General features: G+C 47.8%; 29 protein-coding genes. 9 read left to right on the forward strand and 20 right to left on the reverse strand.

Annotated elements, in window-relative coordinates; translation table 11 throughout:
• Window positions 1-17: 17 nt before the first annotated feature.
• The 3 genes from fis to OGW13_RS09120 all read left to right on the forward strand — a co-directional run bounded on the left by fis (window position 18) and on the right by OGW13_RS09120 (window position 1,605).
• Window positions 18-314 (forward strand): DNA-binding transcriptional regulator Fis, encoded by a 297-nt coding sequence (gene fis, locus OGW13_RS09110; RefSeq protein ID WP_000462905.1) that lies wholly within the window; start codon window positions 18-20, stop codon window positions 312-314.
• Between the two features lie 179 nt (window positions 315-493).
• Complete coding sequence (locus OGW13_RS09115) at window positions 494-1,258, forward strand: abortive infection family protein (protein WP_287115940.1); 765 nt, start codon at window positions 494-496, stop codon at window positions 1,256-1,258.
• Between the two features lie 92 nt (window positions 1,259-1,350).
• Window positions 1,351-1,605 (forward strand): hypothetical protein, encoded by a 255-nt coding sequence (locus OGW13_RS09120; protein ID WP_287115941.1) that lies wholly within the window; start codon window positions 1,351-1,353, stop codon window positions 1,603-1,605.
• Window positions 1,606-1,663: 58 nt separating this feature from the next.
• On the opposite strand, the gene OGW13_RS09125 is transcribed toward OGW13_RS09120, so the two are convergent.
• The 8 genes from OGW13_RS09125 to OGW13_RS09165 form a co-directional block, all read right to left on the reverse strand.
• Window positions 1,664-3,325: a terminase large subunit gene (locus tag OGW13_RS09125; protein ID WP_287115942.1), complete on the reverse strand. Its 1,662-nt coding sequence runs from the start codon at window positions 3,323-3,325 to the stop codon at window positions 1,664-1,666.
• Window positions 3,309-3,665, reverse strand: coding sequence for a phage terminase small subunit P27 family (locus tag OGW13_RS09130; RefSeq protein WP_000113647.1), 357 nt, complete (start codon window positions 3,663-3,665; stop codon window positions 3,309-3,311). The genes OGW13_RS09125 and OGW13_RS09130 overlap by 17 nt, the downstream gene beginning before the upstream one ends.
• 275 nt (window positions 3,666-3,940) lie before the next feature.
• Window positions 3,941-4,384 carry an HNH endonuclease signature motif containing protein gene (locus OGW13_RS09140; RefSeq protein WP_287115949.1) on the reverse strand — a complete coding sequence of 148 codons (444 nt, stop codon included), beginning with the start codon at window positions 4,382-4,384 and terminating at the stop codon, window positions 3,941-3,943.
• Window positions 4,384-4,677 (reverse strand): head-tail connector protein, encoded by a 294-nt coding sequence (locus OGW13_RS09145; protein WP_287115952.1) that lies wholly within the window; start codon window positions 4,675-4,677, stop codon window positions 4,384-4,386. Before OGW13_RS09145 ends, OGW13_RS09140 begins: the two co-directional genes overlap by 1 nt.
• Window positions 4,674-5,012: a phage head closure protein gene (locus OGW13_RS09150; protein WP_115615106.1), complete on the reverse strand. Its 339-nt coding sequence runs from the start codon at window positions 5,010-5,012 to the stop codon at window positions 4,674-4,676. The genes OGW13_RS09145 and OGW13_RS09150 overlap by 4 nt, the downstream gene beginning before the upstream one ends.
• Entirely contained in the window at window positions 5,009-6,244 is a 1,236-nt protein-coding gene (locus OGW13_RS09155; RefSeq protein WP_286452308.1) for a phage portal protein, read from the reverse strand. Before OGW13_RS09155 ends, OGW13_RS09150 begins: the two co-directional genes overlap by 4 nt.
• A 1-nt stretch (window position 6,245) precedes the next feature.
• Window positions 6,246-6,806, reverse strand: coding sequence for an HK97 family phage prohead protease (locus OGW13_RS09160; protein ID WP_287115954.1), 561 nt, complete (start codon window positions 6,804-6,806; stop codon window positions 6,246-6,248).
• Between the two features lie 51 nt (window positions 6,807-6,857).
• Window positions 6,858-8,024: a phage major capsid protein gene (locus OGW13_RS09165; RefSeq protein ID WP_287115956.1), complete on the reverse strand. Its 1,167-nt coding sequence runs from the start codon at window positions 8,022-8,024 to the stop codon at window positions 6,858-6,860.
• A 245-nt stretch (window positions 8,025-8,269) separates the two neighbouring features.
• On the opposite strand from OGW13_RS09165, the gene OGW13_RS09170 reads away from it, so the two are divergent.
• Together OGW13_RS09170 and OGW13_RS09175 are read left to right on the forward strand one after the other, a co-directional pair.
• The gene (locus OGW13_RS09170; RefSeq protein WP_284885837.1) at window positions 8,270-9,004 is read left to right on the forward strand and encodes a hypothetical protein; all 735 of its coding nucleotides are present in this window, start codon (window positions 8,270-8,272) and stop codon (window positions 9,002-9,004) included.
• 51 nt (window positions 9,005-9,055) lie between these two features.
• Window positions 9,056-9,565 (forward strand): hypothetical protein, encoded by a 510-nt coding sequence (locus OGW13_RS09175; RefSeq protein WP_284885907.1) that lies wholly within the window; start codon window positions 9,056-9,058, stop codon window positions 9,563-9,565.
• Between the two features lie 34 nt (window positions 9,566-9,599).
• On the opposite strand, the gene OGW13_RS09180 is transcribed toward OGW13_RS09175, so the two are convergent.
• The 8 genes from OGW13_RS09180 to OGW13_RS09215 form a co-directional block, all read right to left on the reverse strand.
• A complete protein-coding gene (locus OGW13_RS09180) occupies window positions 9,600-9,860 on the reverse strand; it encodes a hypothetical protein (RefSeq protein ID WP_284885836.1) in 261 nt (86 codons plus the stop codon).
• 56 nt (window positions 9,861-9,916) lie between these two features.
• Window positions 9,917-10,102: a helix-turn-helix transcriptional regulator gene (locus tag OGW13_RS09185; protein ID WP_284885906.1), complete on the reverse strand. Its 186-nt coding sequence runs from the start codon at window positions 10,100-10,102 to the stop codon at window positions 9,917-9,919.
• Between the two features lie 302 nt (window positions 10,103-10,404).
• Window positions 10,405-12,225 (reverse strand): DNA primase family protein, encoded by a 1,821-nt coding sequence (locus OGW13_RS09190; protein ID WP_287115958.1) that lies wholly within the window; start codon window positions 12,223-12,225, stop codon window positions 10,405-10,407.
• On the reverse strand, window positions 12,209-12,400 hold the full coding sequence (locus tag OGW13_RS09195; RefSeq protein WP_287115959.1) for a DUF4222 domain-containing protein: 192 nt from the start codon (window positions 12,398-12,400) through the stop codon (window positions 12,209-12,211). Before OGW13_RS09195 ends, OGW13_RS09190 begins: the two co-directional genes overlap by 17 nt.
• On the reverse strand, window positions 12,397-12,711 hold the full coding sequence (locus tag OGW13_RS09200) for a hypothetical protein (protein ID WP_284885833.1): 315 nt from the start codon (window positions 12,709-12,711) through the stop codon (window positions 12,397-12,399). The genes OGW13_RS09195 and OGW13_RS09200 overlap by 4 nt, the downstream gene beginning before the upstream one ends.
• Window positions 12,704-12,886 (reverse strand): hypothetical protein, encoded by a 183-nt coding sequence (locus OGW13_RS09205; RefSeq protein WP_284885832.1) that lies wholly within the window; start codon window positions 12,884-12,886, stop codon window positions 12,704-12,706. Before OGW13_RS09205 ends, OGW13_RS09200 begins: the two co-directional genes overlap by 8 nt.
• Window positions 12,886-13,161 (reverse strand): hypothetical protein, encoded by a 276-nt coding sequence (locus OGW13_RS09210; protein WP_287115960.1) that lies wholly within the window; start codon window positions 13,159-13,161, stop codon window positions 12,886-12,888. The genes OGW13_RS09205 and OGW13_RS09210 overlap by 1 nt, the downstream gene beginning before the upstream one ends.
• The gene (locus tag OGW13_RS09215; RefSeq protein WP_353622475.1) at window positions 13,154-13,558 is read right to left on the reverse strand and encodes a host cell division inhibitor Icd-like protein; all 405 of its coding nucleotides are present in this window, start codon (window positions 13,556-13,558) and stop codon (window positions 13,154-13,156) included. Before OGW13_RS09215 ends, OGW13_RS09210 begins: the two co-directional genes overlap by 8 nt.
• On the opposite strand from OGW13_RS09215, the gene OGW13_RS09220 reads away from it, so the two are divergent.
• Both OGW13_RS09220 and OGW13_RS09225 read left to right on the forward strand, forming a co-directional pair.
• Entirely contained in the window at window positions 13,557-13,730 is a 174-nt protein-coding gene (locus OGW13_RS09220; protein WP_283317703.1) for an Arc family DNA-binding protein, read from the forward strand. The genes OGW13_RS09215 and OGW13_RS09220 overlap by 2 nt on opposite strands.
• 3 nt (window positions 13,731-13,733) lie before the next feature.
• Window positions 13,734-13,877, forward strand: coding sequence for a hypothetical protein (locus OGW13_RS09225; protein WP_287115963.1), 144 nt, complete (start codon window positions 13,734-13,736; stop codon window positions 13,875-13,877).
• 153 nt (window positions 13,878-14,030) lie between these two features.
• Here OGW13_RS09225 and OGW13_RS09230 read toward each other — a convergent pair whose 3' ends face one another.
• The 3 genes from OGW13_RS09230 to OGW13_RS09240 form a co-directional block, all read right to left on the reverse strand.
• Window positions 14,031-14,240, reverse strand: coding sequence for a helix-turn-helix transcriptional regulator (locus OGW13_RS09230; protein WP_284885829.1), 210 nt, complete (start codon window positions 14,238-14,240; stop codon window positions 14,031-14,033).
• Window positions 14,241-14,335: 95 nt separating this feature from the next.
• On the reverse strand, window positions 14,336-15,058 hold the full coding sequence (locus OGW13_RS09235) for a DUF6387 family protein (protein WP_287115965.1): 723 nt from the start codon (window positions 15,056-15,058) through the stop codon (window positions 14,336-14,338).
• Between the two features lie 20 nt (window positions 15,059-15,078).
• Entirely contained in the window at window positions 15,079-16,302 is a 1,224-nt protein-coding gene (locus tag OGW13_RS09240; RefSeq protein WP_284885827.1) for a tyrosine-type recombinase/integrase, read from the reverse strand.
• A gap of 277 nt (window positions 16,303-16,579) precedes the next feature.
• On the opposite strand from OGW13_RS09240, the gene yhdJ reads away from it, so the two are divergent.
• Both yhdJ and OGW13_RS09250 read left to right on the forward strand, forming a co-directional pair.
• Window positions 16,580-17,464: an adenine-specific DNA-methyltransferase gene (gene yhdJ, locus OGW13_RS09245; protein ID WP_044263680.1), complete on the forward strand. Its 885-nt coding sequence runs from the start codon at window positions 16,580-16,582 to the stop codon at window positions 17,462-17,464.
• An 82-nt stretch (window positions 17,465-17,546) separates the two neighbouring features.
• The gene (locus OGW13_RS09250) at window positions 17,547-17,711 is read left to right on the forward strand and encodes a DUF2556 family protein (protein ID WP_042998358.1); all 165 of its coding nucleotides are present in this window, start codon (window positions 17,547-17,549) and stop codon (window positions 17,709-17,711) included.
• Window positions 17,712-17,738: 27 nt separating this feature from the next.
• On the opposite strand, the gene envR is transcribed toward OGW13_RS09250, so the two are convergent.
• The gene (gene envR / locus OGW13_RS09255) at window positions 17,739-18,386 is read right to left on the reverse strand and encodes an acrEF/envCD operon transcriptional regulator (protein WP_142764821.1); all 648 of its coding nucleotides are present in this window, start codon (window positions 18,384-18,386) and stop codon (window positions 17,739-17,741) included.
• Window positions 18,387-18,471 lie beyond the last annotated feature (85 nt).

Raw genomic sequence — 18,471 nt, forward strand, 5'->3', positions numbered from 1 at the left:
AAAGAGCTGACAGAACTATGTTCGAACAACGCGTAAATTCTGACGTACTGACCGTTTCTACCGTTAACTCTCAGGATCAGGTAACCCAAAAACCCCTGCGTGACTCGGTTAAACAGGCACTGAAGAACTATTTTGCTCAACTGAACGGTCAGGATGTTAATGACCTCTATGAGCTGGTACTGGCTGAAGTAGAACAGCCCCTGTTGGACATGGTGATGCAATACACCCGTGGTAACCAGACCCGTGCTGCCCTGATGATGGGCATCAACCGTGGTACGCTGCGTAAAAAATTGAAAAAATACGGCATGAACTAATCTCGATTAGCTAATTGCTTGTTTAAAAAGGCGCTACTCGGCATGGGGAAGCGCCTTTTTTATTGAACTGACTGCACCACTGACTGCACCTATACGCGAACTATGGTGAACATTGTTGAACGAAAAGACAAACTAATCGTAAGATGATAAACCTCTGCATATGAAGAGGTATGGTGTACATGAAGTCTATTCTTGATGAACTTAGTACTGATATTGAACGCGCAGAAAGCTTACAGTCCCAGCTGATTAGCGTAGCTACAGGCGGACCAGCTTTACCATATGAGTATCAGGAACTAAGACGTTTTTTTGTTGAATCCCCACTATATAGCAACATTATTCCCTCTTTTGTAAAAACAAACCGCAACACCGACCAATTTTGGCAATTCATTAAGTACAAATTCGGTACATATGCAGAAAGAAGACAGTACATTTGGGATGAATTTCAAGAATTGATGGACTATCTGGAGGGAAAAAACAAAGCACCTGCAGATGAGGACATCTCTGATGTATTAAGACGGTTTGACGAAGACGGTGTTCACACTGTTTGGATGAAGGCGCTAGAAAGACGACACACAGATCCAGACGGAGCAATAACTTCGTCCAGAACGTTGCTGGAAACAGTCTGTAAACACATCTTAGATGATATGAACGTCCCCTATAACAATAAAAATATCGAGATGTCTGAACTTTACAAGCTTGTATCAAAAGAGTTAAAGCTCTCAAGCGATCAGCATTCTGAGAATATTTTTAAGCAAATATTAGGTGGGTGCTCCGCAGTCGTGAATGGGCTTGGTACTCTTCGTAATCGATTGGGGGATGCTCATGGTAAAAATAGAGCTGCAGTTAAGCCCTCTCCGCGTCACGCTGAACTAGCTGTGAATCTCTCGGGCTCCATGGCGCTATTTTTGATAAGTACCTGGCAACACAGAAAGGACACTGATTAATTTTCATTCTTCCTGATATATAGCAATACAGTCGGCGGACACTCCGAGCATTATCCACATGTTTCATATGGCAATAGACTCAAGGAGATAAAATGAACATTGAGGTAAAAGAAGCAGTGAAATGTTGGGCCGATCGTCCAACTTGGTTTAGTCCTCATCCAATGGATGCAAATGAATTTAAACGCGCGGTATCAAACCTCAAGCGTCTCTCCCCTCCCCCTACCTTCGAAGAAATCAAAGATGCAATAATGTTCTTTGTTTCCGATGCGCCAACGATGTTAGGCACGCCATCGGATATTCCTCAAACAGTTCATGATTTCGCAGCAAAAATGTACAACAAACTGTAATCAAATGCGGGCTCAATCAGCCCGCACTATGTTAGCTGTATTCATCTTTCTGCTCCTGTCAGATACCGTTAAATTTCGCCAGCCGTTGCTTGTGGCTTTCACTCATATCGAAAGCAAAATCCTCGTGCTCACCCTGGAATGTACCGAACGCCATCAGCGCTGATACCGCAGGGTCTATCTTGTTGGAGGATTTCTTCTTATTGGGCTTAATGTTGGCGTTGGCGTCAGACTCCATCACCACGTTACCAATCGCCCAGGACAGAACCGGATCACCCCGATGACGCACCACCTTACGGTTAACGAACACCTCAAAGGATTTCGCTACCGGACTGAACCTGAGATAGGTTTGCGGGAACGGCTCCACATCAAGCCCTGCTCCCTGTAGCTGGGTGCGTAAATGTGTGGCATTCCAAGTATCGAAGCCCACCAGCCGGATATTGAAGGTTTCAGCATCGCGCAAAATATCGTCCCGGATGCGGTCATAGTCGATACAGTCTCCGGGTGTGGTGCGTATCCAGCCCGCTTTCACCCACTGGCGATAGATAGCGCGGTTTTTGTTGGCGACGTTATTTAGCTGCGCTTCCGGCAGATAATGACGGGTCAGAAGTCGAATCTCTCTGTCGAACGGGAAAACGTAACTCACGCTGGTAATGTCACTGGTTGATGACAGGTCAAATCCGACATAGCACTCCCTTCCGGCCAAATCGTCTTCGGTATAGTCGAGCGCACAGGCATCCCATGCGCCGGCCCCCATCCACGGCGTGGAGCCCTGACACCAGATATTGAAACGTTTGGTCAGCATTTCCACCCACTGCGACGGTATGCCCCGCGCTTTCTGGATGGTGGATTCCAGTTTCGCCGCGTCAACGGACACATTCAGGTTAGGGTTAGCCTTGATCCACATTTCAGGCTGCTCAACCTCGCTTTCGTCGTCCAGTTCGTAGATCAGGACAAACAGCGAATCGTTGCTCTCTTCCCCGGCCAGAATCTGGCAGCAGTAGTCATAATGCTGTTTACAGGCGGAGACAACGTTACTCCCGGCTGTCGTGATGGCGAACAAAATCGCCTCGGGACGTGCGCCCATACCCAGCTCAAGCGCGGAATAAACGCCGTTATCCGGGTGAAGGTGGTACTCATCGACAATCGCCAGGCTGGGGTTAGTCCCTTCGATAGTGGCCGCTTTTGCCGCCAGCGGCTTTAACAGGCTGTTGCTCTTCGGGAAAATGACCTTATGAGCCTGAATATTTACGCGCTTTTTCAGTGGTTTTGACAGCAGGCACATCTGGCGGGCATCGTCGAACACGATACGGGCCTGATCCCGGCTCACCGCCGCCGTGTAGATATCCTGCTGGCCCTTCTCCATCACCAGAAACCAGTTAGCCAGCATCGCGGCCACGGTGGATTTGGCGTTTTTGCGCGGCACCTCAATAAAGGCGCTGCTGTACTTACGGCGGCCTGACTCCCTGACCTTAAAGCCCAGCAGGTTAGCAAAGGCGAACTGTTGCCACGGCTCCAGCTCGATAGGCTGGCCGCGCAACGGGCCTTTGACGTGAGGGCAAAGCCGGGAGAACGCAATAAACCGCTCTACGGTCGCCGTATCGAACTCATAACGGGGGTCATTCAGGTCTGAAAAGTACCTTTCCACGGCCTGTTTTACGCGCTTACAGGCCGGAATTTCGCCCGTTTTTATCGCGTTTGCGTACTCATTCCAGACGGTCAAGCTCGTCTTCCTCTTCCGTTTCTACCGGGTTACGGCGGCGGCTTACCGGATCAAAGCCCAGCAGCGACGACATTTTAATCATGATTTTTTCAGCATCGGCCTTTGCACTCAGTGCCGGATTTCGGCTCTCGCCCCCCTGGCTGTTAACAATGCTGAACCCACGACTGGCAAGGTCTTCCACTGCTTTGCGGTACATCGAATAGTTGACGCAAAAAAGCTCAAGGTTGTTCCAGTCGGCGGGTGTCAGATCGCCACGCTCGGCCAGTTGCTTCGCTTTCGCTTTCCACTGCTGCGCGGCTAACTCATCAAGGTAAGCTGGCGGTTTTGGTGGTCTTGCCATAAAAATTTCTCGTTTCCATCGCGTTTTATTTTCAAAAAAATCACCGTGCGTAAAAATTTGAGGGGGCGGGTGGTTCCTCACCCGGAGGGGTTTGTCTTTAAAACCTCCCCCACCCCGTCCATGCGGCCTGTCAGCGGTTGTGGAAGCATTCCATAAGCTCCCGGTCACGCTGGCTCATACGCATTACTACGGGCTTCGTATGCGTTCTCTGTCTGGCTGGTTGCCATGCCTCGCGCTGCTTTATCAGCCCACTAATCAGGCGCTGCTGTTCCTGCTCAGTCATTGTTTGCCTCATAGATCCAGTCGGTGCGATGACGTGCTGCTTCTTCCTGCTCACGGAACTTACCGGCTCTACGCTGCTGCTTCGTCACCGGGTCTGTTGTGGTTGTCTTCCGGCCATGACAGGCAGCGCATAACGACTGGTGATTACTGGCGGGCCAGAACAGCACATCGGCTTCACCCTCGATAGGGATGATGTGATCGACGATAGTTGCCGATGTATAGACGCCAGCCTTGAGACAGTGGACACACAGCGGGCTAGCTTTCAGAAAATGACGACGGTATTCGCCCCAGCGGTTCGAGTAACCGCGCTCTGTCCGTGTACCTCTTCGGCTGTCGCTTTGTCGGCGGGCATCCCGCTTATGCTCATCACACTTGCCGGATTTCACCCGCTTATTACATCCCGGCTCATTGCACCGGCGTAGTGGTTGCCACGGCATCAGTACACCCCCACATCTCGGTAGACAGACCACAACGCAGAGACAGCCATCGGTATCTCTTTGGCGTCGGTATCATCAATCATCGTGCGGTACTCGTACAGCTGAGATACGTACATCAGACAGCCAATCTTGATAGCTGGCGTAAACTCCAGCCCGTTATCAAATCGCTTGCCGATATGCTTCTGGCAGACCTCCAGCGCCGCATCGATATACGCCTGTATCAACATATCTTCGTAATCATCATCAATACGGCAATGCAGCTTTGCTTCATCCAGGGTGATTTCTGCTGTCATTTTTCCGTTCCTGTCTTGCAGAGAATTTCCAGCCGGGTACCTTCCGAATCAGGAATAGGAGGCCCGATGATATTGAGAGTGCCGCCAGCAAACGGGCCAGTAAGCACTTTCAGACGATTGGCTGCGGTGATATCACGGCGGAAACGCACCCAGACGCGGATCGTCGCTTCGGCAACCTCGGCACCTGACGCCATTAATTCCCGGCCACTAATCCCCTTAACCTCAGCCCAGATGGTTTCTCCGTCTTCCCATACCTGAATAACCTGACCAGATGGCGCACGTTGGGTTGTGAATACCCGGATAGTTACCCGGCTTCTCAGACCTCCGGTTCTCATTCGTCACCTTCCTTGTTGTCCTTGCTGATCTTCACTTCCTGTTTCCATGCCTGGCTGTATTCGTCGCCACCTTCACGCGGCGGCATACCTTCACGTTCGCGGGCTTCGTTGGGGTTCATGATGCCGTTCTTGATACCGCGCTCATAAGTTGCGTAACGTTCGGTAGGCGTAGCGCGAAGAAGATCAGCAGAGTCGAACTCCACCTGATAACGAACTCCAGGTACAGGTGATGCCACCAGTAGCGCGGACTTAATCTGCTGCTCAAAGTTCGCCAGCCACGGGCGCATAGTCATGGTGAGAAAGGCGCGACTCGCTTCGCTGAAATTGCTGTAGGTGCTGTTGCTGTATTCCTGCAGGAAGATGGGCGACACGTTGAACATGCGGGCAATGTCTTCAATGGTGAAGCGCCGGGAGGCCAGCCACTCAGCATCCTGATTGCTCATGCCAAGCTGCTTATAGTCCATGCCACCTTCAAGGATCGGTGTTTTACCGGCATTTCTGGCACCTTTGTAGCGCTCAAGTGCGTCCAGCGCCTGTTTACCCTTCACACTATCGAGCCATTCAGTAGTAGTGACTACGCCCGCTGCCATCATGCCATCCTTCATAATGCTGGCACCGTGGCGCTGTTGGGCCAGACCTAACCCCAGAGCCTCACGACAGATGGTGATCGGAGAACGCCCCAGAAAGCCATCATCGGTGGAGTAACGCAGGTGCAGAATCTCTTCCTGCAAGTAGGTGCGCACAGCCCCGGTAAACGGCTCAGTAACGGTGTATTTGTACTTATGCTGACCGATACGTTCAGGAACAACCGCCCCCGGCGCATACGGATGCAGGGATTGAGGTTGTCCGTCGCGGCCCCACTGGATCACCGCGTAGGCGTTACCGTTAAGCAGACAATGGCGCATCATCGTGCGCTTGAACTGATAAGGTGTCTGGCAGTCGTTCGGCTGCTCGTTCAGCAGGAAATCTACCGGGTGATTGCTCAGCCATTCCCGCGCCTCACGACCATTATCATTACGGACGCGGTAGAGATAGCAGGGCATTGTTGCCACCGCCTCACTGATAACTGACACGGCGTTCATCACCGCCGGCAGAGATTCCGCAGTACCCGCAGACACATATTCGCCTGATCCAGTATTTGGAATCCCTGCCATCGCCAGAAACTCATCAATGGTCATGCTGCGTTGTTCGGATGGCTCAGATTTACGGCCAAAAGGCCAGATATTCCACATATCACAGCCCCGCTAAGTCAGCCCAGCGTCGGCGGTTATCACCAGCGCGGCGCAGTTCAGGATGTTGGGAGAACAGAGAACGGTGCGCAATTTCCACGCCAGACTCAGGGTAAGCAGGCATAGAAGTAACGGTGATTTCCCGCAGCTCGGCGGCGGTAACAGTGCGAATATACGGTGTAGGAGTAATATCCCAGGACTCTTTCAGCGCACGGAAACCGAAGCTCATACCGGAAATATCTCCTCGATCCACCAGCTCCAGAACATCGTTGCCAAGTTGGGTGTTTGGCGGGGTCAGCTCGAAACGCAGCCCGGTATCATCTTCGGACAACACCAGCGTGCCGGATTTGGTACGCCCCAGCAGTTGGGTATAGTTATGCTCGTACAGCGCACGCACATCGCTACCGGATGCCAGGCTGTCTTTAAACGCCCCCGGCGCAAACTGCTCGCGGAACTCATCCCAGATAACTTCTGACAGGCTGTTCCAGCGCACGGCATAGCCCACCAGCTTTTTGTTGCTGGCGCTCAGTTCAGAGGTACGGATTTCAAAATCGATTGTTTTCATTACTGGACTCCACAGAGGGCAAAAAGGGGCCGAAGCCCCTTAAATGTCAGATCAGGAACCGGAGCCGGAAAGCTCAAGCACCTTGATGGCGTTGGAGTCCACCACACCACCGCCCAGGTATTTATCGGTGTGCACCTTGTAGAAACCAGGTTCGGTGATGTTGTCGGGGCGGGTACGCACGCCAGTAGTGTGATCCACAATGAAGTAACCGCGCTTAAAGTCGCCGACTGCCAGGAATGCTTCACCCGCAGCCGCATCAGGCATGGTTTCCAGATATTGAACCGGACGACCAAGGAGGGTATCAGGGGAGTCAGCGACGAGGCGATCACGCCAGATGTAATCCCCGTTGCCGTTTTTCAGCTTTTGCAGCGTAGCGGCAGTATTGGAGTTCATCACCCATACGGCATTTTTGCGGTATTTGGCTTTCAGCTTGTACAGCAGGTCGATCAGACCATCAGAGGAAACGGCAGCAGCTTCCATCTTCTCCAGCGTGCCGAACGGACGTGTTTTATCGCTGGTGGCCGCACGCGGATAGGACAGGAAACCTTTGGATTTTTTATCACCGTCGCCGTTCACAAAGTCGGTTTCTTCGGTAGCAGTGAAGGTGTCGGTGATTTCAGAAGACAGCCAACCCAGAATATCAACTTCGGAGAAGTCGAGAATTTCCTGAGTGGTTTTCGGGTAGGCGTAGATCGGGTTGAGTTTGATATCAACGCGCTCCATCTTCGGTGTGCTGGTTTCAGTACGCGCTTCGCCTTCGGTACCGCGCTTAACGGTAGTACCGCCCACAGACACCAGCTTCTGGTATTCGTTGGTTTTGGTGGTCTTCACCGTGGCGATGGAGCGCATAACGCTGTCATCCTGCAACTGGCGCATGATCTCTTTGTCCAGCTCAGGGATAACGGTATAGCCGCCATCAGCCTGCACCAGCGTGGAGAATGAGCGGGTATCGCCGGTCATGATGTAGTGGCGCAGCTCATCGTTGCTCACGCCTTTACCTTCAACAGAAGTACCAGGCAAATTGCGCTGATCGTCAGCGACAGCTTCAAGGCGGGTCATTTCAACTTCGATGGCATCAGCCTGGGCGCGGAGTTCATCGAACTGCTTGCCCTCTTCATCGTTCAGGCTGCGCTTTTCACTGTCGGCTTTTTCCAGCATGGAGCGCATCTGGGTTTTGAGTGCGGCTTTCTGCTGGCGTAATTCAAGTAATTTCTTCATTGAGTGGTTTCCGTAACAATTAACGTTGAGACGTGAAACCAGCGCTTGGAGGGAAGGCCGTCAGTAAAGGAGCCTGTCTGAAGGGCAAAAAACCTGACGGCCTGTGGCGGCTCACGTCTGAGTGCCACTCTTTAAGATATGGATCAAATTATCGATGTAAATAAGGTATTTTTACTCCGAACGACCTTGAAAGATAACGCACAAATAATTTACAAAAAGCGATAGTGAAAATGATGGGGGTTCAAGTGACAAAAGAGATTCTTGCCGTTCCGGGTGTACATCCATCCCCGTTGTTCAAAAGAACGTATAAATCCGTTCAAGATATTGACGAAAAATTAACCAAGTTAATTCATAGATGGCGATTTCTCAATGCGGGGCCGCCTATGAAAGTTACTGCATATGATGGAACAGAAATCTGCTATCAAGGTGTGGCATTTAAAGGTTCTCCCGTTCAGGTTTTTTGGAATGGCTTTATCGATCCTTACATTGAAAATTACTCAGTCAATGTATTAGAGCAGACCTCAGCGTTGGCAATTGAATGCCAATTTTCAATAGAAGAGTCTATTGAAGAGGCTAAACTACTATTACTTGTAATGGTTCGTAGGCTTTACCATGAAATGGCCGAGACAGATAAGATTTTAAGAGGGGATGGCTTTACCTTCCCAGAAAAGAAAGATGTTAGTGGTCATATTGAAAGTCTGTCCCAAAAAATAATAGAGCATACTGAGATCGAGAAACTAAAAAAGCCACTGCCGAGTAAGAACATATTCAATATCGACACTGTCAATAGCAAATATGCACAATTTGGCACAAATAATAATATCAGCGATCATGAGTTAATTGATTTCTTCACAAAGATAGCTTTTTCAGGGGAAGATGAGATTATTATTCTCTCAAAAATATTGCTAAAAAATGCCCAATCAAAAAGTTTATTGAGTAAGGAGACATATGATCTTTTAACATCTGTTTTTAAATCGTAGCTTATAAATCAGCACGTTAATCATAACACAGCAAACAAAAGGAGTAAAATGATGGATTTCGATGCTATGGCATACCCTGACAAGTTCACAATAGCAGGGGTTGAATATAAGGGACGAAGGAATTCAACTGAAAAAAAAGTACTGATTCCTTACACTGAAGAACCAGACATTAGCATTGGCGATGAAATAACTCAAAAGCTAGGGAAAGGTGAAATATCTTTAAAAGTACTCGATATGTCATTTTTACCTGAAGGCTCCCTTAATGTTGGTACCAACCACCCACACATGCTTACATTAAAGGTTGAGAATTTAACTGCTAATGAGCACAAGCCTAAGGTACCTAGCCAAAATACATTCAACATAGGAAACGTGTCAGGCTCACAAGTTCAAATCGGTGAGCGTAATCATCTTATTGTAAATATCAGCATAACTGAACTTGTTGAAAAGGTATCTCAATCACAAGACCCTAAGGCGAAATCTCTACTTAAGGATTTGCTAAATAATAGCACTGTAGCCAGTCTCGTTGGTGCTGGCGCATCAGCCTTATTAGCTATGCTTTGAATAAGTGGCCTGGCAAAGAACCAGGCCAAATATATTATTTCTCACTCATCCATTTTAGAGGTATTGGCATTCTTTCTCTATAGACCTGCAGATGTTCAATCAAAGCATCAACCTGCTCTCTATTTGTTGCAAGAATTTCATCTGATAGTGTGCTACGAACAAAATCATGATGGTCAATCCACAACAGACCGCCATTTGCAAGGGCCTGACGGTACTCTGAGGTAGGCATTGAGCTCAGGTCATGAAGCCCAAACTGATCGTAATACTCTGTAATTTCTTGGATAGTAATTGGCATAATGCCTCCATTTTTTTAAACTACGTATCTGCATCCTAGGTATAAAGAAGCTAATCTTAGACAACTTTGTTAACGCCCCCATCCTCAAGCCATTTCATTACAGCTTTACGGCTGTAGCGTGAAGGGTAGGTGAGTACTGGATTGGGGAATCCATGATCTTTGCGTAATCGCCACACGGCTGTTTTCTTCTTACCCAGCAGCGCGAACAGCTCCGGCTCGTCCATGAAATCACTAACGATCATCATTCACCTCCACCAATTATGTTTTTAGTCTGCTATAAAATTAAAAAATATACGTTTAAGTGTTCACCTGTTTACCCTTGCTAATTTCTTAATTAAATTCATAAGGTTATAGGGTGAATACTATTTTTTCAGATATTCACTAGTGTTCACCCAACCCTTCACCCTTTAGAACAAAAATCAATCAAAAGGTGAACAGGTGAATACTTGGTGAATACTTAATAAATAAGTGCTCACCCATTAACTATCTGTTATAAATAAACTTTTTAACATGGTGAATACTGGTGAACACTTATTCTATAACTTTACTCTACCCCGCTGTTTTCAGAAGTACCGGAACAGGATGGCATCCAGTCGTCTGAATCATCGTGTAGCGTAACGTTTGACCTAATACCGTGCTTGGTCTTCCGCTTCTGATACTCCTTGCCATACTCAGCCATTGCGCCCGGCATATCAGTACCGAACCGCATTAACGATACTGGCTTGCTCAGTCCATTGGCCCGCATGTAAGCCAGATAAGCGTGATAGAGATATTTGCGCGGACTGAACGGCACTATCTCGGCATTACCGATAAACATCCCATCACATGCCACCGACGCCAACAGGTAGCCGCAGAAGTCCACCAGCGAATCTCCCTCACGCTTGATAGCCAGTGCCTCTTCGGATTTCTGCTGTTCGTGCAATAGCCGTTTGGCTTCATCCTGGCTGGCAAAGCGGGTCAGCAGGTGACGAATGATTACGGCAAGCTCCCCCTCTATCTTCTCAGCTAGCATCGTATCTCGCTCATTTTCCGGCACTACCTCGGTGAAATTGAATATCACCCGGCGGCGCGATATCCCCCCGCTTCGATCACTGAAGGTCATGGCGTTGTTATTGACGGCCAGCACTACCGCCTGTATCCGCGTCGAATAAGGCGCTTTGTGTTTGGGGTCTATCGACACTTTATCGCCGCCTGTAATAGCCTTAATGCCTGCACCATCGCCAGCGTAGCGGGTCATGTCCGGCAGGATGATCAGCGAGTAGCCAACCACCAGCGCCCTGTCCCTCGCATCCTCCAGCGCCTTCATGCTGGCTGATACGGTATTGGCCTTACCCGCCAGCATCGTGCAAATTTCCGCCATAACGCTTTTACCACTACCACCCGGCCCCGTAACCTCAAGAAAAAGCTGCCAGTCGTAACGGTTAGCCAGCACCATAAATAATGCAGCCAATACACGATCTGTCTTGCGGTCATTGTTGGCTACGGAACGGCGAAGCCATTTCCAGAAGTTCGGGGCATGGCTGGCCAGAGTTTCCCCCTCGGCTGGTGGGCTGAACGGAAGTTCACTGGCGATCAGCAGCCAATCGGTCTTAATATGTTCCCTGAATTGCCCCGTCCGGGTATCAAATACTCCATTGCTGAAGCCAATGAGGTTACGGGCCGTAACCCCCATGACCGGGAGACTTAGCTTCATGGTTTCCACCGCCGATTTAATGGCGTTCTGCGAATAGGCCACTTCTGCATCAATGTAGATTTGTGCCATTTCCCGTTGCAGTTCTTTATCCGGAATCGGATTCCAGATCACTCCGTTGTAGTGGTGAACCGTGTCAGAATCAGCGTGAATAGCCAGATCACCATCGTAATGCGCAAGAAGCACCTCTCCGCGTTGACTGGCCCCCATCTGGTTAAGGGCCGGACTAACCTCAATGAATGTCTGAAGTTGCGCTCTCTTCGTTACAGGCAACTGGTGGATATTGTTTTCTTCATTTTTGGATTGCTCCCGAAGCCGGTTAAGATATTCGCGCCAGTCCTCCGGGTTCCTGTCAGGGATACCATTATACAATTTCGCATCCTGCACCGCCGCCTGCGCCAGCTTCTCGCCAATAGCATTAATCATGATCGGCTCGATATCGCCAGCCAGGTATACCCGCGCTGAACGCCGTCCCTCATCAATAATTTGCAGGTTATCCAGTTCCGCCAGTTGCTTCGGCCCAAGATAAACCGGTGGTATGGAATCACCGGCTACCTGCTTACCTAATCCCTCTTCCCAGCCCTTAGCGTGGGCATATGCATCTTTACCCGCGAAAATAATCGCTTCAGTAAATTTGTCTTTCGGGAGTAGCCTGACATTAGGCGCGTTTTTCATATCCCTCTCCCCGGCTTACAAAAGTAAATTCTTTAACAAATCTTTCCAGCGAGAAAACGCAGGGAAATTCGTAGCCATCACGAACGAACGTCACCCGGTTAAAGGCGATGTTGTTCACCGTAATCATTGCGCCATGCTTTTCCGACCAGCGGTCATTGATTTCAGGATTTATCACTTTTGGCCCCCTGCTTTTAAGCGATCCATTCGGACATATTCAGCAGACTGGCTGCAATTATTGAGCGCTTGCATCATCCTCGGGAGGTGTCTCAATACATTGCTGATAAGGTCTATGTCGCGGAGGGCATCATCGCCGGAATACCCTTCCGATTCCGTTGCGTCAAGAGCCAGATTACCGATCAGTTGAAGCGCACTATTGATGGCAAAAACCGCCCCTGCATATGTATCAGCAGACTCTGCCAGTTCTTCATCTGAGAGGTGTTGAAATTCAGGGTAGCTTTTATCAAGAAGATGATAGATATCACGCATTTTGCACCTCTCTGGCAAAGTTGATGCGAATGTGTTTATAACCACCTCGCAGAGCTAGTAACTGCGCTGCTGATTTAGCCTCCTCAGGACTTGTGCTGTTCAGGGTGTAGTGAATACCTACCGTGTGGCCGCGCTTATTAACGGCGAACCCGTATACATGGAAGGCTTTAATCATTACTCACCCCCTTTCTTTGAGTCATCATCATAAGCGCACCCAACACCATCAGCTTCATATCCAATATTTTCACAGGTGCTTTGTGCAAGGTATGTAATACAGTTCAGTGCTTCGACTGTAATATCGGTATTAACTTGCCCTTGCGGTGTTTTAAGCCAGTAGAGTAAAAGCGTGGAGATTGCTGCTATCTGCTTGAATGCTGTCTGAGACAAGTTATCCATGTCAGTTACAGCAGCTAGTAATTTATTCAGATCGGAGGATTGTTTGTTAGACATGAAAAACCCCCTCCACCAGCTCGGTTTCAAGCATCGCGGATAATCGATTAACATCACTGTAAAACGTTATTCTCCAGCGCGTATGAGTACAAATTCTGGCGGCGAAAACCATATTCCAGCCACAGAATGCTGCACGAGCTTCCTCTTCCGTATCGGCATCAATGCGCAGTACAACTGGTGTGCTGTCGGGATATTGCTTGGGCGTTGCCAGGAATAACCATGTAAATTCCGGGCGAGTTTGGGTAGACTGATTGTCAGCCATAACTGTTACCTCACTTAACGGTTTGGTGAGACGCCCTGTATGTGTTACGAGCACTACGGGGCGTTGTTTTTTGTGGTAACTGTAATTACAATGGTCGTTACCATGTAAATGATAATAGGCTCCGGTAACGACCATGTCAACACAGCAAGAAAAGAGATCACCGCAATACCAAATGCGCTTACCGGAAGAATTCCGTGCGCAACTTGAGGAAGTTGCAAAACTGGATGGCGATTCCTCCCTTGCCACCTGGATAAAACGTATTCTCAGGAAAGAGCTACAATCACGCGGCATCGAGCCAAAAGGATGAGCAATGAAAAAAATTATCATCTTGGCGGCTGTTTTAATTGTTGTCGCCTTTCTCTTAAAATCCTGCTTCACGACAAAGAGTCTTTGCGGAAGCAATGAACACGATGTATTACGGACTGGATGCGAAAAGGCTTTGCAAAAAAACTGAATAAAATCAGCGGGCGCAGAATTGCGCTTGCTCATTCTTTGACCGCCAGAGCAAGTCCTGGTAATATCCAGATTCAGCTTTGTCTTGTCGCAACAGGACCAACATTGGCGGCCATGCGGGGCCGCCTTTGTTTTATGTGCCATATTCCGCCCCCTATGCCGCTTTACTACGACTTTTCTGCCAAGCGGAAACTTCAGACAGCAACCAGCCCACTGCGCGTCCCCCCAACTTGCGACGTGCTGGGAATTTCCCTTCTTTTTCCATCATGTAACGGGTGGTGCGGCAAATGCCCGTTAACTGGCGGCACTCGACCTCGCGGATCATTCGCTCAGATGGAATTATTGATTGTTCATAATGATTCATAGAAAAATGCCCTCGTTCATTAAAGTTCGAGGGCATTTTCATAGTAAATATCTATTGAAATAACATATCTGTTTTACGATTTTTTCAAAAATAATTTATCTCTCACTTTTTTTGTTAGATATTTCTGCGTCAAATTTTTCTATAGATGAATTGCTAAACAAATTTTCTACAAATGGTTTTATAGTTTGTACAATGTTTGTGGAATCAAAATCACCTTCAGGATAAAGAGAAACTGCCAATACTCCATTTGTTATCTGGTTCCCGGTAGCCTTTTGCCAGAGTAGCAGATCATATAAAGCAATTGCCTGATAGCTTATTATTTTACTTCTTACTACCGCCCAAGAATTTTTAATTCTATCTTCATCAAGGTTTATCCCCAACTGCTTTCTCCATTGAGGTAACAACCGTTTTAAGTCATTTATAATAAGATCATCTTGGGCATCCAATCTAATAGAGCAGTGAATGTCACCATCAAAACAAGGAATGTTAGATATTGCATCTATATGACTGTAGGGATTTTCTTTCCCATCACCTATAGTTGCATTAACATTTTCGATAATAAAACCTAAAGAAAGTAATGATATTGGTTGAAAAATCCTGCTTGCTGCTATTCTTGGACCATCAGAAATCTTTTTTAAATTACACTGTGGATAAGTCAATGGGTACAATCCAGCGGATAACTTCTCTTCAAAATAACCATCTTGCTCAAATAACCCCGTCAACTCGTCATTACTTCTAACGATTATTTGGGTAATGAACATCTCATCATCCAATGTAATGAATTTATTATAATTTTCTAAATTAAACCATTTTGGCATATTACTTTTCTTACTTATTCTCACTTTTTCACCTGCAAAATAGTTACGTTAGCATGTACGTCAGAGATGATGTCTAATCGCTCCATCCATTTATTCAGCGCATCCAATTTCTCTGGTAAATACTGGCTACGATTATATACAGCCATAACTCCACCAAGCGTATGCCCTAGCAGTTGTTCTACAACATGTGGAGCGATCCCCATGTTATTTAGCGTTGTGGAGAACGTCCGGCGCAAATCGTGAAGTGTCCAGGGGGTGTTATGCCCCATTCGCTTATACAGCATTCTTCCCCACTGGCTGATAGCCTCCGGCTTTTTAATTTCACCAAGCAGCAGACTGTTATCTCTATTCTGTTCAATTAGATTTTTTACAAACTGCCTGATATCCACAGGTATTGGCCTGACAATTTTTTCTCCACCTTTGCTGTGCTCTTTCGGCACCGTCCAGATCCATTCATGTAAATCCCATTCCGTGACACGGGACAGGCGCAACTCCTGAGTACGGCAGCCAAAGACCACCAATAAACGTAACAACGTGGCATAGTAAGGCTTAAATTTCAGGTTTGAACATTCACGCCAGATATCGGCCAGTTCCTGCCTGGTATGCTCACGGTCACGTTTATTTTGCTTGCGGCCAACATCATCAATAGAGAGATCGTCGAGTACATTACTCACTGCATAACGGTGTACGCGGCAAAATTTTAATGCCTGTTTACACATCTGGAGAAGGTAGCCGGCTGCTACCGGCGCCTTACTTCTCACTCGGCTGAAACACTCCAGCCAATGACGCGTTTCACACATAGCAAGCGGGTATTCCCCAATATATGGGTAGATATGCCTGTTCAGTTGTTCAATATGTTTTTCTACGTTCGCCCGCTTATGCGTTGCATATTCCCCGATCCAGTAGTCCAGGGCTTCCCTTACAGTTACCGGCTTTAGGGTTTCCTGCGTGGAAATGCTTAACTGGTGCCTTGGATTCTTCCCCTCTGCCAACCATGCACGGCACTGCTCGCGCCTTTCTCTGGCCGACTTAAGCGAAAGGTCTGGATAGTTACCCAGCTTAATACGCTGCGAATTGGATTCACGCCCACCGATCCGGAATGTGAAATACCAAGTAAGCACGCCGATCTTAGAAACCTTTATGCTCAACCCATCACCATCAGCGTAGAAGCTATCGCTGGGGCTTTCCCTCCCTAGCATCTTACGCAGAGATGTATCGCTTAATTTGTTCGTTCCACCAGCCATAGAAAACCTTAGTTCATATTGGAAACTGACTGCACCACTGACTGCACATATCAATGTTACTCTATGAACGGCAATGAACAAAGGCAAACAGGAAAACTAATATTCCTGTTTTTATTCAATGCTTTGAATGAACGTTAGCGAACCATGCTAAACTGTAAAAAACGTAGGTTTTGAAAATACGGCATGAACTAATCTCGATTAGCTAATTGCTTGTTTAAAAAGGCGCTACTCGGCATGGGGAAGCGCCTTTTTTATACGCCTCTTTTGTGGAGCCGATATGAACTCACGATGTGAGCCACACTACTTTGGTGATGAATCCGCGTCGATCATCCACGGAGATGCGCTGACAGAACTTAAGAAACTCCCCGCTGAAAGCGTCGATTTAATCTTTGCCGACCCGCCTTACAATATCGGAAAGGATTTTGACGGGATGGTCGAGTCCTGGGACGAAGACATCTTCCTGGGCTGGCTGTTCGCGTGCATTGAGGAGTGTCATCGGGTGCTGAAAAAACAGGGCACGATGTACATCATGAACAGCACCGAAAACATGCCGCATATCGATCTCAAATGCAGAACGCTGTTTACCATCAAAAGCCGGATTGTCTGGTCTTATGACAGTTCAGGCGTGCAGGCGAAGAAATTCTTTGGCTCAATGTACGAACCGATCCTGATGATGGTCAAAGATGCCCGACAGTACACTTTCAACAGTGACGCTATTCTGGTTGAGACCAAAACCGGTGCGAAAAGAGCGCTGATTGACTACCGTAAAAACCCACCACAGCCTTACAACACGCAAAAAGTTCCGGGCAACGTCTGGGAATTTCCCCGCGTGCGTTATTTGATGGATGAATATGAAAACCATCCGACGCAAAAACCTATCGCCCTGCTAAAACGGATCGTTTTGGCCTCCTCCAATCCTGGCGATACGGTGCTGGATCCCTTCGCCGGCAGCTTTACGACAGGTGCTGTGGCCGTGGAATCGGGACGTAAATTCATCGGTATTGAGGTCAATAATGAGTATGTGAAGATGGGGCTCAGACGGCTGAACATCAGCTCACACTACTCCCAGGAAGAGCTGACGAAAATCAAAAAGAGAAAGACGAAAAACCTGTCGAAAAAGAGTCGAACGGCGTCAGATGTGGTGAAGATGACAGCAAAGTAAAAGCATTGTAAGCCTGCTTTTCAGGACGCATTTTTCGTGTATATTTCCTGCACGCTTGGGCATGAATACACAGGATTTGGCAATGATTCGTAAGTATTGGTGGCTGGTTGTTTTTGCGGTCTCCGTGTTCCTTTTTGATGCGTTACTGATCCAGTGGATTGAACTGATCACCACAGAAGTCGATAAATGCCGCAATATGGATTCTGTCAATCCGCTCAAGCTGGTCAACTGTACCGAATTACAATAGCGTGTGATTGATAAACAGGAGAAATGATTATAGGGTTTCCGATGTTAATTGCATGACATATCCATCAGGAATTAACATCCTTAATACATTATCCACCAGCGCCGGTGCCTGCTGATAAAGATCGTAGCGGGTAGAATTCATCAACCAGTTTTTCACGATCCCGCTAAAACTACCGTGAATAATAATTAACACAACGTCTAAATCCAGAGTTCTGGAAATTAACCCTTCCGTCATACTCGCCTGCAACGCGTCGCGTAGTCCCCTCTGGCTAAACCCAATTTTCTCGCGTATTTCCTGTTCTGGTATCATCCCCTCATGAAATTCACATTTATGATATAAAATTTGCAGCAAGGCCTGCTGCCGGGGAATTTCCGCGATATATTGCAATCCGGCAATTAACTTTTCGCGCAACCGCTGCAAGGGATTATCGCAGTCATGCAAAGCTAACCGGTCCTGAATCAGATCACGTAATGGCGGTTGCTGTTGCCAGAGTTCATTGAAGAGCTGCGTTTTGTTGTCAAAATGCCAGTAGATAGCCCCCCGCGTGACCCGGGCCGCGTCGGCAATGTCGTTAAGCGTCGTGTTGCCAACGCCTCGCGTGGCAAACTGGATGATTGCAGTCTCAATCAAATGTTGTCGCGTTTTTAACGCTTCGGCTTTTGTTCTTTTAGCCATAAGTTATCGTTTCAGGAGCAGGATAAAAAACAGAAATATGGCAATTCACAATTGCCGTTCAAAAAGAACTGTATCACCTCATCCG

This window comes from Citrobacter sp. Ca225 (genome assembly GCF_030337175.1).
In the GTDB taxonomy this organism is placed as follows: domain Bacteria; phylum Pseudomonadota; class Gammaproteobacteria; order Enterobacterales; family Enterobacteriaceae; genus Citrobacter_A; species Citrobacter_A amalonaticus.

Coding starts and splice junctions, on each gene's coding strand:
- fis (WP_000462905.1), top strand. CDS start 18: ATGTTCGAACAACGCGTAAATTCTGACGTACTGACCGTTTCTACCGTT.
- OGW13_RS09115 (WP_287115940.1), top strand. CDS start 494: ATGAAGTCTATTCTTGATGAACTTAGTACTGATATTGAACGCGCAGAA.
- OGW13_RS09120 (WP_287115941.1), top strand. CDS start 1,351: ATGAACATTGAGGTAAAAGAAGCAGTGAAATGTTGGGCCGATCGTCCA.
- OGW13_RS09130 (WP_000113647.1), bottom strand. CDS start 3,665: ATGGCAAGACCACCAAAACCGCCAGCTTACCTTGATGAGTTAGCCGCG.
- OGW13_RS09140 (WP_287115949.1), bottom strand. CDS start 4,384: ATGCCGTGGCAACCACTACGCCGGTGCAATGAGCCGGGATGTAATAAG.
- OGW13_RS09145 (WP_287115952.1), bottom strand. CDS start 4,677: ATGACAGCAGAAATCACCCTGGATGAAGCAAAGCTGCATTGCCGTATT.
- OGW13_RS09150 (WP_115615106.1), bottom strand. CDS start 5,012: ATGAGAACCGGAGGTCTGAGAAGCCGGGTAACTATCCGGGTATTCACA.
- OGW13_RS09155 (WP_286452308.1), bottom strand. CDS start 6,244: ATGTGGAATATCTGGCCTTTTGGCCGTAAATCTGAGCCATCCGAACAA.
- OGW13_RS09160 (WP_287115954.1), bottom strand. CDS start 6,806: ATGAAAACAATCGATTTTGAAATCCGTACCTCTGAACTGAGCGCCAGC.
- OGW13_RS09165 (WP_287115956.1), bottom strand. CDS start 8,024: ATGAAGAAATTACTTGAATTACGCCAGCAGAAAGCCGCACTCAAAACC.
- OGW13_RS09175 (WP_284885907.1), top strand. CDS start 9,056: ATGGATTTCGATGCTATGGCATACCCTGACAAGTTCACAATAGCAGGG.
- OGW13_RS09180 (WP_284885836.1), bottom strand. CDS start 9,860: ATGCCAATTACTATCCAAGAAATTACAGAGTATTACGATCAGTTTGGG.
- OGW13_RS09185 (WP_284885906.1), bottom strand. CDS start 10,102: ATGATCGTTAGTGATTTCATGGACGAGCCGGAGCTGTTCGCGCTGCTG.
- OGW13_RS09190 (WP_287115958.1), bottom strand. CDS start 12,225: ATGAAAAACGCGCCTAATGTCAGGCTACTCCCGAAAGACAAATTTACT.
- OGW13_RS09200 (WP_284885833.1), bottom strand. CDS start 12,711: ATGCGTGATATCTATCATCTTCTTGATAAAAGCTACCCTGAATTTCAA.
- OGW13_RS09205 (WP_284885832.1), bottom strand. CDS start 12,886: ATGATTAAAGCCTTCCATGTATACGGGTTCGCCGTTAATAAGCGCGGC.
- OGW13_RS09210 (WP_287115960.1), bottom strand. CDS start 13,161: ATGTCTAACAAACAATCCTCCGATCTGAATAAATTACTAGCTGCTGTA.
- OGW13_RS09220 (WP_283317703.1), top strand. CDS start 13,557: ATGTCAACACAGCAAGAAAAGAGATCACCGCAATACCAAATGCGCTTA.
- OGW13_RS09215 (WP_353622475.1), bottom strand. CDS start 13,558: ATGGTCGTTACCGGAGCCTATTATCATTTACATGGTAACGACCATTGT.
- OGW13_RS09225 (WP_287115963.1), top strand. CDS start 13,734: ATGAAAAAAATTATCATCTTGGCGGCTGTTTTAATTGTTGTCGCCTTT.
- OGW13_RS09230 (WP_284885829.1), bottom strand. CDS start 14,240: ATGAATCATTATGAACAATCAATAATTCCATCTGAGCGAATGATCCGC.
- OGW13_RS09235 (WP_287115965.1), bottom strand. CDS start 15,058: ATGCCAAAATGGTTTAATTTAGAAAATTATAATAAATTCATTACATTG.
- OGW13_RS09240 (WP_284885827.1), bottom strand. CDS start 16,302: ATGGCTGGTGGAACGAACAAATTAAGCGATACATCTCTGCGTAAGATG.
- yhdJ (WP_044263680.1), top strand. CDS start 16,580: ATGAACTCACGATGTGAGCCACACTACTTTGGTGATGAATCCGCGTCG.
- OGW13_RS09250 (WP_042998358.1), top strand. CDS start 17,547: ATGATTCGTAAGTATTGGTGGCTGGTTGTTTTTGCGGTCTCCGTGTTC.
- envR (WP_142764821.1), bottom strand. CDS start 18,386: ATGGCTAAAAGAACAAAAGCCGAAGCGTTAAAAACGCGACAACATTTG.